The 13,830-nt window shown below is 70.9% G+C and carries 10 protein-coding genes; 2 read left to right on the top strand and 8 right to left on the bottom strand.

What is annotated here, in order from left to right; all coding sequences use genetic code 11:
• Positions 1-460: 460 nt before the first annotated feature.
• A complete protein-coding gene (locus tag IH09_RS10470; protein ID WP_242641023.1) occupies positions 461-1,462 on the top strand; it encodes a hydrogen peroxide-inducible genes activator in 1,002 nt (333 codons plus the stop codon).
• Here the strand turns inward: IH09_RS10470 and IH09_RS10465 are convergent.
• From IH09_RS10465 to IH09_RS10435, 7 genes are all read right to left on the bottom strand, one after another.
• Complete coding sequence (locus IH09_RS10465) at positions 1,448-3,886, bottom strand: FtsX-like permease family protein (protein WP_052855864.1); 2,439 nt, start codon at positions 3,884-3,886, stop codon at positions 1,448-1,450. The genes IH09_RS10470 and IH09_RS10465 overlap by 15 nt on opposite strands.
• Entirely contained in the window at positions 3,883-4,572 is a 690-nt protein-coding gene (locus tag IH09_RS10460) for an ABC transporter ATP-binding protein (RefSeq protein ID WP_052855863.1), read from the bottom strand. The genes IH09_RS10465 and IH09_RS10460 overlap by 4 nt, the downstream gene beginning before the upstream one ends.
• Positions 4,569-5,093 carry a PadR family transcriptional regulator gene (locus IH09_RS10455; RefSeq protein ID WP_052855862.1) on the bottom strand — a complete coding sequence of 175 codons (525 nt, stop codon included), beginning with the start codon at positions 5,091-5,093 and terminating at the stop codon, positions 4,569-4,571. The genes IH09_RS10460 and IH09_RS10455 overlap by 4 nt, the downstream gene beginning before the upstream one ends.
• A gap of 108 nt (positions 5,094-5,201) precedes the next feature.
• Complete coding sequence (locus IH09_RS10450; RefSeq protein ID WP_052855861.1) at positions 5,202-7,616, bottom strand: FtsX-like permease family protein; 2,415 nt, start codon at positions 7,614-7,616, stop codon at positions 5,202-5,204.
• A complete protein-coding gene (locus IH09_RS10445) occupies positions 7,613-8,299 on the bottom strand; it encodes an ABC transporter ATP-binding protein (protein ID WP_052855860.1) in 687 nt (228 codons plus the stop codon). The genes IH09_RS10450 and IH09_RS10445 overlap by 4 nt, the downstream gene beginning before the upstream one ends.
• A 152-nt stretch (positions 8,300-8,451) precedes the next feature.
• Positions 8,452-8,751, bottom strand: coding sequence for a hypothetical protein (locus IH09_RS10440; RefSeq protein WP_052855859.1), 300 nt, complete (start codon positions 8,749-8,751; stop codon positions 8,452-8,454).
• A complete protein-coding gene (locus tag IH09_RS10435; RefSeq protein WP_052855858.1) occupies positions 8,748-9,719 on the bottom strand; it encodes an SPFH domain-containing protein in 972 nt (323 codons plus the stop codon). The genes IH09_RS10440 and IH09_RS10435 overlap by 4 nt, the downstream gene beginning before the upstream one ends.
• Positions 9,720-10,000: 281 nt before the next feature.
• On the opposite strand from IH09_RS10435, the gene IH09_RS10430 reads away from it, so the two are divergent.
• The gene (locus IH09_RS10430; RefSeq protein WP_052855857.1) at positions 10,001-12,292 is read left to right on the top strand and encodes a transglycosylase domain-containing protein; all 2,292 of its coding nucleotides are present in this window, start codon (positions 10,001-10,003) and stop codon (positions 12,290-12,292) included.
• 65 nt (positions 12,293-12,357) lie between these two features.
• On the opposite strand, the gene IH09_RS10425 is transcribed toward IH09_RS10430, so the two are convergent.
• Positions 12,358-13,821 (bottom strand): catalase, encoded by a 1,464-nt coding sequence (locus IH09_RS10425; RefSeq protein WP_052855856.1) that lies wholly within the window; start codon positions 13,819-13,821, stop codon positions 12,358-12,360.
• Between the last annotated feature and the right edge of the window lie 9 nt (positions 13,822-13,830).

Raw genomic sequence — 13,830 nt, 5'->3', positions numbered from 1 at the left:
GGCAGATGGAGGCCATGTCGGCACGCTAGGGGCCGGAATTGCCGGCGGTCCGGCCGTGGGAGGGTGGTTCACCCGATCGTGTGCGGGCCGGCGTTCGTGCAGTTCATGGCGTTCATGCCGCTCATGGCGTGATGGCGGCGTGGGGCGGGAGGGGGCCCGCTGCTCCAGTGGTGCGCGGCGGGTGATGGCCGTATTTCTGTGCCGTCCGGAATTTCTTGCTGTGCGCTCGAAGGGCCGCATTGAGATAGCGGCATCGGGATGGCCGTATCGGGGTGGAGACGCCGAAATGGTCGCATCGAAATGACCGCATCGGACGGCCGCATCGGACGGTCGCATGGAATTGTCCATATCGAAATCGCCGAACAGTCGGAAGTTGATCAAGTTCCGCCACCGGCGGCTCCCCGGCCTATTGATAGCGGAACCCGCTAGACTGGGGGAAGTTGATCGAAGGTGGTTATCAGTGGCTTCTCCAGTGGGGTCCGGAGGGCGGGCGCGGCAGCCGAGTCTGGCGCAGTTGCGGGCGTTCGTCGCGGTGGCGGAGCAGTTGCATTTCCGGGAGGCGGCGGCCGAGATCGGGATGAGTCAGCCCGCGTTGTCGGGGGCGGTCTCGGCGCTGGAGGAGGCGCTCGGTGTGCAGCTGCTGGAGCGTACGACGCGCAAGGTGCTGCTCTCGCCGGCCGGGGAGCGGGTGGCGGCGCGGGCCCGTACGGTGCTGGAGGCGGTCGGCGAGCTGATGGAGGAGGCGGAGGCGGCGCGGGCGCCGTTCACCGGGGTGCTGCGGTTCGGGGTGATACCGACCGTGGCGCCGTATCTGCTGCCGACCGTGCTGCGGCTGGTGCAGGAGACCTATCCGGAGCTGGACCTCCAGGTCCATGAGGAGCAGACCCCGTCGCTGCTGGACGGGCTGGCGCACGGGCGGCTCGATCTGCTGCTGCTCGCGGTGCCGCTCGGCGTACCGCAGATCACCGAACTCCCGCTCTTCGACGAGGACTTCGTGCTGGTCGCGCCCAAGGACCACTGGCTGGGCGGGCGCGACGACATCCCGCGGCAGGCGCTCAAGGAGCTGGATCTGCTGCTGCTCGACGAGGGGCACTGCCTGCGCGACCAGGCGCTGGACATCTGCCGCGAGGCCGGGCGGGAGGTGGGTGCCCCGGTGACGACCAGCGCGGCGGGGCTGTCGACGCTGGTGCAGCTGGTGGCCGGCGGGCTGGGGGTGACGCTGCTGCCGTGCACCGCGCTGCGGGTGGAGACCGGCCGTAACGACCAGCTGACGACGGGGTACTTCGCGGATCCGGTGCCCTCCCGGCGGATCGCGCTGGCGATGCGCGGCGGGTCGGCGCGGCAGCGCGAGTTCGAGGAGTTCGCGGCCGCGCTGCGGGTGGCGCTGCGGCATCTGCCCGTGCGGATCGTGGACGGACCGTCCGCCGCCGTCTCGTGCCGCCGGCGGCTACTCGGTCCGTAGGCCCTCCGGCCGCATCATGCGCCACAGGGGCGGCAGCGAGAGGGCGGTGACGAAGAGGATCACCACGCCGCCGACGCCGGTCATCCCCACCACCACCGCCCAGTCCACCATGACCGCGCTGTCGATCATCGCCAGCAGCAGCGACCCCAGCGCGAGACCGCAGCCCAGCGCCAGGCCCAGGCCGAGCGCGACGGGGATCGCCGTCTGCCACAGCACGGACCAGCCGAGCGTCGCCCGACGGGTGCCGATCGCGTCGAGGGCGGAGAGCAGCCGACGGCGCTCGTGGAGCTGCTCGACGGTGGAGATGACCAGGCCCGCGCCGATCAGCAGCAGGACGACCACCGAGCCGAAGAACAGGCCGTCGCGGACGCCGGAGATCTGCGCGTCGTGCGGATTGTCGACCTCGGAGTGCTCGTACATCGTCGGATCGACCCGCGCCGCGCTGTTGCGGATGCGCTCCACGGTGTCCGGGTCGGCGTGGTCGTAGTTGACCTCAAGATCCATGAAGGGGTGGTCGAACCGGGCCAGATCGATGGCGGACGGGGTGGCCAGGAGGTCGTACGAGTGGTTGCCCGGACCGAATCCGGGTGACAGCAGCCGGGCGGTGGGGATGTCCGGGGGGATCTTCCAGGGGCGCGGGGACGCCGGGAGGTCCGCCATGAACTGGGGGTTCAGATCGATGGCCATACCGGGCGTGAAGTTCTTGCCCTTGGCGTCGAAGCCGGTGCGGAAGACATCGCCGTCCCGGCAGGAGGGCAGTGCGGCCAGCTTGCGCAGTTCGGCACAGCTGCCGATGGCGAGTGACCCGAAGCGGTCGTCGGGCCGGGCGTGGCCCAGTTCGCCGAAGGACGCGTCGACCGTGCCGCGGACGTCCGTCACCCCGGGCGTGGCCCGCAGCGCGGTGAGCGCCCGCTCGGCCTGCTGCCAGCTGTCGACCGAGCCCATGATGCCGGCGTCCGGCCGCTCCCGCGCCGACTGGGCGTAGGCGTCGGCGTAACCGGTCTTCATGCCGGTCAGCAGCATCTGTATCGCGATGGCGCCGGCCAGTGCGACGGTGATGCCGCTGACCGCACGGGTGGCCGAACCGCTGTTCAACTGGAGGCGGCGGGTGGCCAGCTGCCAGGGCACCGGGCCGCCGCGCAGCCGCCCGACCACCGCGTCGACCAGCCACGGCAGCAGCGCGGTGACACCGAACAGCAGCAGTACCGAGCCGGCCGTGAGCCGGAGGGTGTTCAGCGGGGTGTCGGTCCACGCCTGCTCGGCGGACATCGGGACGAGCAGCAGCGCGCCCACGAGGGGCAGCAGCACCCGCCACCACAGCCGCCGCCGGACGGGCGGCCGGTGGCGGACCACGCCCAGCGGTTCGACCGTGATACCGCGCTGCGCGAAGAGCGTGACGACAACGGAGACCGCGGGCACCAGTACGGCGATCAGTGCCGCGGCGAGCGGGCTCGGGGCGATGTCCGCGGGAAAGACGTTCACATCCCAGAGGGTGACCACCGACGCGAACTGCCGGCCGCCCAGGAACAGCCCGGCGCCCCCGGCCAGCCCCAGCAGCGAACCGAACAGCGCCTCGCCGGAGGCGATCCGGCGGGTGGTGGGGACATCGGCGCCGACCAGCCGGAGCGCGGCCAGCCGGCGTTCGCGGCGCTCGTTGCCGTACCGCACGGAGGTGCCGAGGAAGACCATGACGGGCATCAGCAGCGCCACACACGTCATCACCACGAGGAGCACGGTGGGCGCCTGCATCGGCCGCGGCTCGTACTCCTTGCCGAAGTGGTCGATGCGGTAGGCGCGGGGCGAGTTGAGGGTGGCGCTGCCCGCGTAGTAGGTGAGTTCGGCCGGACCGCGCAGGCCCTCGGCGCGGATGACGCCGGCCACCTCGTAGTCCAGCCGCGCGCGCAGCAGCGCGCTCCCGGGGGCGTCCAGCAGTTCCTTGAGGGCGGGGGAGACCATCATCCGGCCGGGGCCGGGAAGCCGGTCGATACCGGGGGGTACGGGGGGATGTGCGCCGTCCGGCCGTATCAGGCGGCCGCGGATCTGCTCGCCGTGGAAGACGGTGTTGGTCGAGGCGTAGAGGATGGTGTCGTCGGCGGGGGCCGGCGGGTGGAGCTGGCCGAGGTTCTCCCGCGCCTTCTCCCGGCCGTGCCAGGAGTCCATCAGGGTCGGCACGGACGTGCCGAGCAACAGGACGGCCACGCCCAGGGCGACGCCGACGGCGGTCAGCGCCGTACGGATCCAGCCCTCGCGGCCGCCGCCGGCCGCGAACCGCATCCCCAGGAGGAGGTCGTGGGCCCAGCCGACGGGGCCGGTGCGCGCGGTCGCGGGCAGCGGCGCGGGCGGGTCCCGGCGGGCGGGCGGGGTGTGCCCACGGTCGCCGCTGCGCCGCCCGGCCCGGCCGGCCGGCGAGCGGAGCAGGCTCATATCAAGCCCGCCAGCATGTCCTTCACTCTGCCGTCGCGGACGACGATCTCGCGGTCGGAGTAGGCGGCGACCCGGGCTTCGTGGGTGACCAGGACGACGGCGGCGTTGGTGTCGCGGGCGGCGTCGGTCAGCAGGCTCATGACGCGTTCGCCGTTGAGGGAGTCGAGGGCGCCGGTGGGTTCGTCGGCGAAGACGACCCGGGGCGCGGTGGCCAGTGCGCGGGCGACGGCGACCCGCTGGCCCTGGCCGCCGGAGACCTCACCGGGCCGCTGGCCCCCCACGGTCTCGACCTCCAGCCGCTCCAGCCAGGTGCGGGCCTGCCGCTCGGCGTCCTTGCGCTTGACGCCGTTCAGCCGCAGCGGCAGCGCGACGTTCTCCAGGCAGGTCAGTTCGGGGACCAGCTGGCCGAACTGGAAGACGAAGCCGAAGTCGCTGCGGCGCAGGGCGCTGCGCTGGACGTCGGTGAGGCCGGTGAGCGTGTGGGGGCCGTAGCGGACGGTCCCCGAGTCCGGCTGGATGATTCCGGCGAGGCAGTGCAGCAGGGTCGATTTGCCGGAGCCGGAGGGGCCCATGACGGCGACGACCTCCCCGGGGTGGATGGAGAAGTCGGCGCCGTCCAGCGCGGGCGTGGCCCCGTAGGTCTTGTGCAGTCCCTCGGCGGAGAGCAGGGATCCGTCCGGGGTCATGTACGGACCGCCTCCGCGAGCCGGTCCAGCCGGGCCGCGGTCAGTTCGAGCCAGCGCAGATCCGCTTCGAGGTGGAACAGCGCGTGGTCGCAGATCAGCTGGTCGGCGAGGTCGCCGCCGCGCTTGCGTTCGGTCAGCCCGCGCATCAGCCGCAGATGCTCGGTGCGCTGGGTGTCCAGCAGTTCGGCGGCGTTCCGGCCGGTCAGCAGGGCGAGGACGACCTTGGTGTAGAGCGTCGACTGGAGGTAGGGCTCGGGCTTCTCGGGACGGGCCAGCCACTGCGCGACATCGGTGACACCGGCGTCGGTGATGGCGTACCGCTTGCGCTCCGGGCCCGCACCGGCCTCCACGCCGTCCACCTCGACCAGACCGTGCTTCAGCAGCCGGGACATCGTGGAGTAGACCTGGCCGTAGTGCAGCGGGCGGTCGTGGCCGAAGTGCTCGTCGAAGGCCCGCTTGAGGTCGTAGCCATGGCGGGGACCGGACTCCAGGAGGCCCAGCAGCGTATGACCGATTGACATGACGACCACCTTACGTCGTGGGTGTATCCCTGGTGTATACGCACGCTGTATAGCTGTGCAAGAGGAGGCCCCGGGGACCGGTGGGTACCGGTCCCCGGGGCGGCGGGGTCACTCCGTCCGCAGCCCGTCCGGCCGCATCAGGCGCCACAGGGGCGGCAGGCTCAGCAGCGTGACCAGCAGGACGAGCGCGGCGCCGGCCGCGGGCAGCGGCCAGACCGCCGACCAGTCCATCGCGGACTTGCCGATCAGTTTCAGCAGCGCGAACCCGAGCCCGCAGCCGCCGGCGACCGCGAGCGCCAGCCCGAGGAAGACCGGGACCGCGGTCTGCCACAGGACCGACCAGCCCAGGGTCGCGCGCCGGGTGCCGAAGGCGACCAGTACGGACAGCAGCCGGCGGCGCTCGCGCAGCTGCTCCAGGGTGGCGACCAGCAGGCTGGCCGCGATCAGCACCAGGGTCGCCGTGGACGCGACCAGCAGCCCCGTCTGCACGCTGGCGAACGTCTTGTCGCGCTCGGTGGTCCGCAGCGTCACGACCTGCATCAGCGGATCCACGCGGGCTGCCGTGTTGCGGACGTGCTCGATGCCGTCCGGTACCGCCGGATCGATCCGCAGGAAGGCTTGGGCGACGGGCTCGGTCAGCTGCGCCATGTCGATCGACGAGGGCGTGGCGAAGATCCCGGTGGTCTCCCTGCCCATGGCGTTCTTGCGCGCTGCGACGTCGCGGGCCGACTTCGGGATGGTCCACAGCCGCGCCGGACCCGAGGGCTTCTGGATCGAATAGTCGTAGTTGAGGAGCACCTTGGCACCCGGCCGCGCGGTCTGCTTCAGGTACGAGTCGTCGGTGCCGTCCCGGACGATGAAGACATCGCCGTCCTTGCACGAGGGCAGCTGTGCCATCTCCCGCAGGCTCGGGCAGTCGCCGACGGTCAGGTTGGCGTTCGGCACGGACTCCTCGCCGTTGGGCGGCGGGCCGGGGCGCACCACCGACGTTTCGGTGGCGGCGATGACACCGAGGACGCCCGTGGTGGCCCGGAAGTCCTCGATCATCTTCCGGGTCGTCGCGATGTCCCGGCTGGGCAGCGCGACACTCATCTGGGCTCGTTCGGTGTCCTGGCCGGTCTCCTTCGTGTAGTCGCCCTGAATGGCGGCGAAGGCGAGCTGCAGGGCGATGGCGCCGGCCACCGCGACGGTGATGCCGCTGACCGCGCGGCTGGCCGAGCCGCTGTTCAGCTGGAGGCGGCGGGTGGCGAGCTGCCAGGGGACCGGGCCGCCGCGCAGCCGTCCGACGACCGCTTCGACCAGCCACGGCAGCAGCACGGTGATGCCCACCAGCACCAGCGCCGCGCCACCGGCGAGCAGGACGGGATTGACGGTGCCCCGTCCTCCCATGATCTTGCCGTTCAGCAGCAGTACGAGCACCCCGGCGATCGGCAGCGGCACCCGCCACCACACCCGCCGGCGGCGAGCGGTGCTGTGCCGTACGACGCCGAGCGGTTCGATGGTCACGCTGCGCAGCGCGAGGAGGGTGACGCCCACGGCGGAGAGCGGCACCGCGACGACGACCAGCGCGGCGAGCGCCGGGGACGGGGTGATGTCGGAGGCGAAGACGTTGACGTCCCAGACGGTGACCGAGGCGGCGGCCTGCCGGGCGACGAAGTACAGCACGGCGCCCAGGACCAGCCCGAAGAGCGAGCCGAACAGCGCCTCCCCGGCCGCCATCCGGTGGGTCATCCGGATATCGGCGCCCACCAGCCGCAGTGCGGCCAGCCGCCGGTCGCGGCTCTCACTGCCGAAGCGGACCGCGGTGGCGATGAAGATGGCCACCGGCATCAGCAGCACAACGCAGGCCAGGATGACGATGGCGAGGAGGATGGGCGGCATCGTCGCGGGGATCCGGTGGTCGCCGAAGCCCTCGATGCGCTGGACACCGGGGTCCGATACGCGCAGGGTGTCGCTGCCCGCGTAGTAGTAGAGATCGCCGGGGCCCCGCAGGCCCGCCTGGGCGATGGTGCCGGTTATCTTGCCGGGCAGCCGCTCGCGCAGCAGCTTGCCGTCGGGCGATTCGAGCAGCTTCTGCAGCGCGGGGGAGACCACCATCTCCCCGTAGCCGGGCAGCGCGGCGACGCCCGGCGGGAGCGGCGGCCGGGCGCCGTCGGGGCGCAGCAGTTTGCCGCCCACCGGGTCCCCGCGGAACTCGGTCCCGGCGCCGGCGGCCAGCATCGTCTCCGGGGAGGGCTTGAGGTCGTGCGACGTCGGCGCGAGGTAACGGGCCTCGGAGCGTTCCGCGCGGCTGTTCGTGAGGTGCGGGACGGACGCCGCGACCAGCAGCAGCATCACCCCCAGGGCGACGCCGACGGCGGTCAGCAGCGTACGGGTCCAGCCCTCGCGGCCGCCGCCGGCCGCGAAGCGGATACCCATCGAGAGGTCGCGGGCCCAGACGGCTGCGCCGGTGGGGGGCGTGAGGGCCGGGGCACCTCCGGGGCCCGGGTTCCGCCGCCCGGTCCGGTTGTCGGGGATGGTCATACGGTGCCCGCCATTTCCCGGGCCACGCCGTCGCGGACGACGATCTCGCGGTCGGAGTAGGCGGCGACCCGGGCTTCGTGGGTGACCAGGACGACGGCGGCGTTGGTGTCGCGGGCCGCTTCGGTCAGCAGGGCCATGACGCGTTCGCCGTTGAGGGAGTCGAGGGCGCCGGTGGGTTCGTCGGCGAAGATGACGCGGGGTGCGCCGGCCAGCGCGCGGGCGACGGCGATCCGCTGGCCCTGGCCGCCGGAGACCTCACCGGGCCGCTTGGCCCCGATCTCGGCCACCTCCAGGCGCTCCATCCACTCCAGGGACCGGGCCTCCGCCGCCGCGCGCTTGGCGCCGGCCAGCCGCAGCGGCAGCGCGACGTTCTCGACACAGGTCAGTTCGGGGACCAGCTGGCCGAACTGGAAGACGAAGCCGAAATCGCTGCGGCGCAGCGCGCTGCGCCGGGCGTCGTTCATGGTCGTCAGGTTGTGCTCCCCGTAGCGGACGGTGCCGGAGTCCGGCCGGATGATTCCGGCGAGGCAGTGCAGCAGGGTCGATTTGCCGGAGCCGGAGGGACCCATGACGGCGACGACCTCCCCGGGGTGGATGGTGAAGTCCGCGCCGTCCAGCGCGGGCGTGGGTCCGTACGACTTATGCAGCGTACGGGCTTCTAGCAGGGAACCGGGCGGGGTCATCCGGGAGCCTCCGGGAGTGTGGACAGGGAACGTCCAACGGACGCGTCGCGCACTCTACATGAGGTGTATACCTTCGGTGTATAGACGGGGTGTCTAGTGCGGTGGGCGCTCGTCCCGCAGGCCCCGCCCGAGCGGTCGGGGCCCGGAAGGGGTCAGGGGTGCCGGTCGTCGGGTGCCCCCGGCGCGGCCGGCGGCTCCGGTTCCTTGGGGGGCCGGCCCCGGCGCGGGATCGCGCCCGCGCCCCGGGGCAGCCGCCGCGCGTCCGTGAGCGCCCGGCGCAGCAGGAACTCGATCTGCGCGTTGGTGCTGCGCAGTTCCTCCCCCGCCCAGCGGGCGAGCGCGTCGTGGATCAGCGGGTCGAGCCGCAGCAGCACCTGCTTGCGCTGCTGCGGCCGTCGCGCGGGCGTCCGGTCGCCGTCGGCACCGGACCCCTCGGGGGTGTCGGCACTCACTGGTAGAGCGAGCCCGTGTTCAGGACGGGCTGGGCGGCCCGGTCACCGCAGAGCACCACCATCAGATTGCCGACCATGGCCGCCTTGCGCTCCTCGTCCAGCTCGACGATGCCCTGCTCGCTGATGCGCACCAGTGCCTGCTCGACCATGCCGACCGCGCCCTCGACGATCTGCTGACGGGCCGCCACGACCGCACCGGCCTGCTGCCGCTGGAGCATCGCGGAGGCGATCTCGGGCGCGTAGGCGAGGTGGCTGAAGCGGGACTCGATGATCCGTACGCCGGCGGCCTGGACCCGGGCGGTCAGCTCGACGCCGAGCTTCTCGGTGATCTCCTCGGCGTTGCCGCGCAGCGACAGGGCCTCTTCGTCGTGGGCGTCGTAGGGGTACTCGATCGCGATGTGCCGGACGGCCGCCTCGGTCTGGGTGGCGACGAACTCCAGGAAGTCGTCGACCTCGAAGAGGGCCTGCGCGGTGTCCTCCACCTTCCAGACGACGATGGAGGCCAGTTCGATCGGGTTGCCGTAGGCGTCGTTGACCTTCAGTACCGCGGTCTCGTGGTTGCGCACCCGGGTGGAGACCTTGGTGGCGGTGGTCAGCGGGTTGACCCAGCGCAGGCCGTCCGTGCGGATCGTGCCGGCGTAGCGCCCGAAGAGCTGGATGACCCGGGCTTCGCCGGGCGCGACCATCTTCACCCCGGTCATGCAGAAGAGGGAGCCGAGCAGCAGCAGGATGCCGACGATGATCAGCGGTACGGCCACCGCGTTGTTGCCGCCCGAGCCGATCGCGCCGCCGACGGCGATCATGGCGATCCCGAGGAACACCCCGAGCACGGTCAGCAGCAGGGCCAGACCGCCCGGGATGCTGTGCGCGGGCACCTCGCGGACCTGCGGCTCCGGCATGTCGGGACCGTCGGCGGCGGGCTCGCCGCCGGGGCCGGTGCTGCGGCCGGGTGATGTCTGGTCGGACATGGGGATCCCCGTTTCTCGTGTCGCGTCCGGGGACGCGATGACTGGTGGCGGCGGTGCATGGTGGTGCACCGGCCTCGCTCTACTAGCTTCGACCTATCTAAGTGATAACACTTTAGCTCCTCGGCGGACAGGATGCGCAATCCCTGCCCGACGGTTCCCTGGTGGCGGGTGCTGTTTGTCACGTAGGGAAAAGCCGTGATCGATGAGCATTTGGTGTCAGATGCGGTGTTAGCTTCGACCGCTGAGTTATTGGGGGCGGAACGACTGGAGTTACTGGAGCGATGGGCCGAGCGGACGCGAGGCGGGCGCGGCAGGCGAGCACCCGCCGTGGCAGAGCGAAGCAGAAGAAGCGCGGCATACGCCGGTTCTTCACCTGGAAGAAGATCCTCGGAACCTTCCTCGGGGTGTGCCTGCTGGGCATCCTGGCCTTCGTCGGCCTGTACCTCTACGTGGACATACCCTCGTTCAACAAAGAGGCCGAGGCGCAGAGCAACGTCTACAAGTACGCCGACGGCAAGGTCCTGGCCCGGGTCGGCGCGGTCAACCGTGAGAAGGTCTCGCTCGACCGGATCCCCGTGCCCGTCCAGCACACCTTCGTCGCCGCCGAGAACAAGACCTTCTACGACGACTCCGGCGTCGACCTCAAGGGCACCCTGCGCGGCGTCCTGAACACCCTTCAGGGCAAGGGCAAGCAGGGCGGCTCGACGATCACCCAGCAGTACGTCAAGAACTACTTCCTGAGCCAGGAGCAGACGGTTTCCCGCAAGCTCAAGGAAATCGTCATCTCGCTCAAGGTGGACAACAAGTACGACAAGAACGACATCCTCCTCGGCTACATCAACACCAGCTACTACGGCCGCGGCGCATACGGCATCCAGGCCGCCGCCCAGGCGTACTACGGCGTGGACGTCGACAAGCTCACCGTCTCGCAGGGCGCCTACCTCGCCTCGCTCCTCCAGGCGCCGAGCCAGTACGACTGGGCGCAGGCCACCGACGCCGGTAAGAAGCTGGTCCAGGAGCGCTGGGCCTACACGCTCGACAACATGGTCGAGATGAAGTGGCTCTCCCCGGCCGACCGCGCCAAGCAGACCTTCCAGAAGCCGCAGGCCCCCAAGCCGCTCCCCGGTATGGGCGGCCAGACCGGCTATCTCGTCGAGGCGGCCAAGAACGAGCTGATCGCCGACGGCGTCGACGAGAAGCAGCTGGCGGCCGGCGGCTGGACGATCACCCTCGGCATCCAGCAGGACAAGCAGAAGGAGTTGGAGAAGGCCGTCAAGACCAAGCTCTCCGACGACCTCAACCCCGACAAGCGCAGTGTCGACGCCGACGCCCAGGTCGGCGCCGCCTCGGTGGACCCCGAGACCGGCCACGTCGTGGCGATGTACGGCGGTGCGGGCTACACCAAGCACTACGTGAACAACGCGACGCGCGCCGACTACCAGCCCGCCTCCACCTTCAAGCCGCTGATCCTCGCCGCGGCGCTGGAGAAGCAGGCCCAGACGCAGGACGGCGCGACGATCACGCCGAACACGATGTACTCGGGCCGCAACCGCCGCCCGGTCGTCGGCGGGACCATCCCCTTCGCACCGCCCAACGAGGACGAGCGCACCTACGGGGACATCACCGTCCAGGAGGCGACGAACAACTCCGTCAACGCCGTCTTCGCGCAGATGGGCCAGGACGTCGGACTGGACGAGGTCAAGAAGACCGCGGTCAGCCTGGGCCTGGACGGCAGCAGGATGGAAGTCAAGCCCGCCATGACCCTGGGCACCATGGGCGCCAGCCCGCTCCAGATGGCCGGGGCCTACGCCACGCTCGACGCGCACGGCAAGAAGATCACCCCGGCGCTGGTCACCAAGGCCGTGCACGGCACCGAGGCGGAGCACAAGCTCAAGGACCCGGTCGGCGACCGGGTGCTCAGCCGCAAGACCGCCGACACCCTGACCTCGGTCCTCAAGGGCGTGGTCAACGACGGTACGGCCAAGGAGGCCGTGGAGAACGCCGACTACAAGGCGGCGGGCAAGACCGGCACCTCGGACGACAACAAGTCGGCGTGGTTCGTGGGCTACACGCCCAAGCTGGTCACCGCGGTCGGCATGTTCGGTGAGGCCGCCAAGACGGAGGGGAAGATCGCCCAGGGCGCCCAGGTGACGCTCAAGGGCACCGGCGGTGGCGGCCGCGTCAACGGTGGTGGTTACCCGGCCAAGATCTGGGCCGACTACACCGAGGCCGCGACCGGCGACAGCAGCGCCGACTTCGACCTCGAAACCGCCATCGGCGCCGGGGCGCCCCCGGCCAACACCCCGCCGCCGCGGAACACCCCGTCGCCGCCCCCGACCCCGCCGCAGCAGACGCCGAGCCAGACCCCGTCGCATTCCTCGCTGCCGCCGAGCCAGCCGCCGCAGCAGACGCCGAGCAGTCCGCCGCAGCAGACGCCGAGCAGCCCGCCGCCCTCCAGCAGCACCCCGCCGCCGGACGGCGGGGGCAACGCCACGGGCGGCAACGGCAACGGCAACGGCGGCGGCAACGGCAACGGCGGCGGTAACCAGGGAGCCGGCAACAACCAGAACTGACGGCCCGTCGCACCACACCGCGGCCCCCGCCACCAGGCGGGGGCCGCGGTGCTGTGCGCGGTGGCTCAGCCGCCGTTGACGCTCTTGGTGATCCGGTCGCCCAGATCCTTGTCGACATTGCGCCAGTACTGGAACGCGCGCTCCAGCACCGGACGGCTCACACCGTCTCGGAGATGGCCGGCCACATTGGAGACCAGCCGGTCCCGGGCCGCGTCGTCCAGGACCTGGCGCACCATCGTGCCCGGCTGGCCCCAGTCGTCGTCATCGCGGCGCAGCGTGTACGCCTCGTGCACCATCTCGCCGCTGCTCGCCCAGCCCGCCGCCTCCCCGAAGCGCTCGGTGTCCGCGGCCGGCCCGCCGTACGAGTTCGGGGCGTACACCGCACCCGTGCGCGCCGGGTCGAACCGCATCGGGCCGTCCTTCGCGTACGAGTGGACGGGGACGTGCGCCCGGTTGGGCGGGAGCTGCGCGTAGTTCGGGCCGATGCGGTACCGGTGGGTGTCCGGGTAGGAGAACAGCCGCCCCAGCAGCATCTTGTCCGGGGACGGGCCGATGCCCGGCACCAGGTTGGACGGTTCGAACGCCGCCTGCTCGATGTGGACGAAGTAGTTGTCCGGGTTCTTGTTGAGGGTCATCCGGCCGACCTCGATCAGCGGGTAGTCGCCGTGCGGCCACACCTTGGTCAGATCGAACGGGTTGAACCGGTAGTCCGGGGCGTCCGCGAACGGCATGACCTGCACATACAGCGTCCACGACGGTTCGTTGCCGCCCTCGATGGCCTCGTACAGATCACGGCGGTGGTAGTCGCCGTCCTCGCCGGCGATCCGGTCCGCGTCCTCCTGGGTGAGGAAGTCGATGCCCTGATCGGTCTTGAAGTGGTACTTGATCCAGAACTTCTCGCCGCCGGCGTTGACCCACATGTAGGTGTGGGAGCCGTAGCCGTTCATGGTGCGGTAGGACTTGGGAATGCCGCGGTCGCCCATCAGCCAGGTGACCATGTGCGCCGACTCCGGCGACAGCGTCCAGAAGTCCCACTGCATGTCGTGGTCGCGGATCCCGCTCTCCGGGCGGCGCTTCTGCGAGCGGATGAAGTCCTGGAACTTGCTCGGGTCACGGACGAAGAAGACCGGGGTGTTGTTGCCCACCAGGTCGTAATTGCCGTGCTCGGTATAGAACTTCAAGGCGAAGCCGCGCGGGTCGCGCCAGGTGTCGGGGGAGCCCTGCTCGCCCGCGACGGTCGAGAAGCGGGCCAGCATCTCGGTGGTCTTGCCCGGCTGGAAGAGGTCCGCCTTGGTGAACTGGCTGACGTCGTTGGTGACCTGGAAGATGCCGTACGCGCCGCTGCCCTTGGCGTGCACCACCCGCTCGGGGACCCGCTCGCGGTTGAAGTGGGCCATCTTCTCGATCAGGTAATGGTCCTGGAGCAGGATGGGGCCGTCGGGCCCGACCGTCAGCGAGTTCTCGTCGCTCGCCACCGGGATACCGGCGTTGTTCGTCGTGCGCGGGACGTTCTGCGCGGGGCTGGTCATGGTGAGATG

Source organism: Streptomyces celluloflavus, from assembly GCA_000720995.1.
Taxonomy (GTDB): Bacteria; Actinomycetota; Actinomycetes; order Streptomycetales; family Streptomycetaceae; genus Streptomyces; species Streptomyces celluloflavus.
Note: the sequence above shows the minus strand (reverse complement) of the source record. Positions and strands in the feature narration are given on the sequence as shown.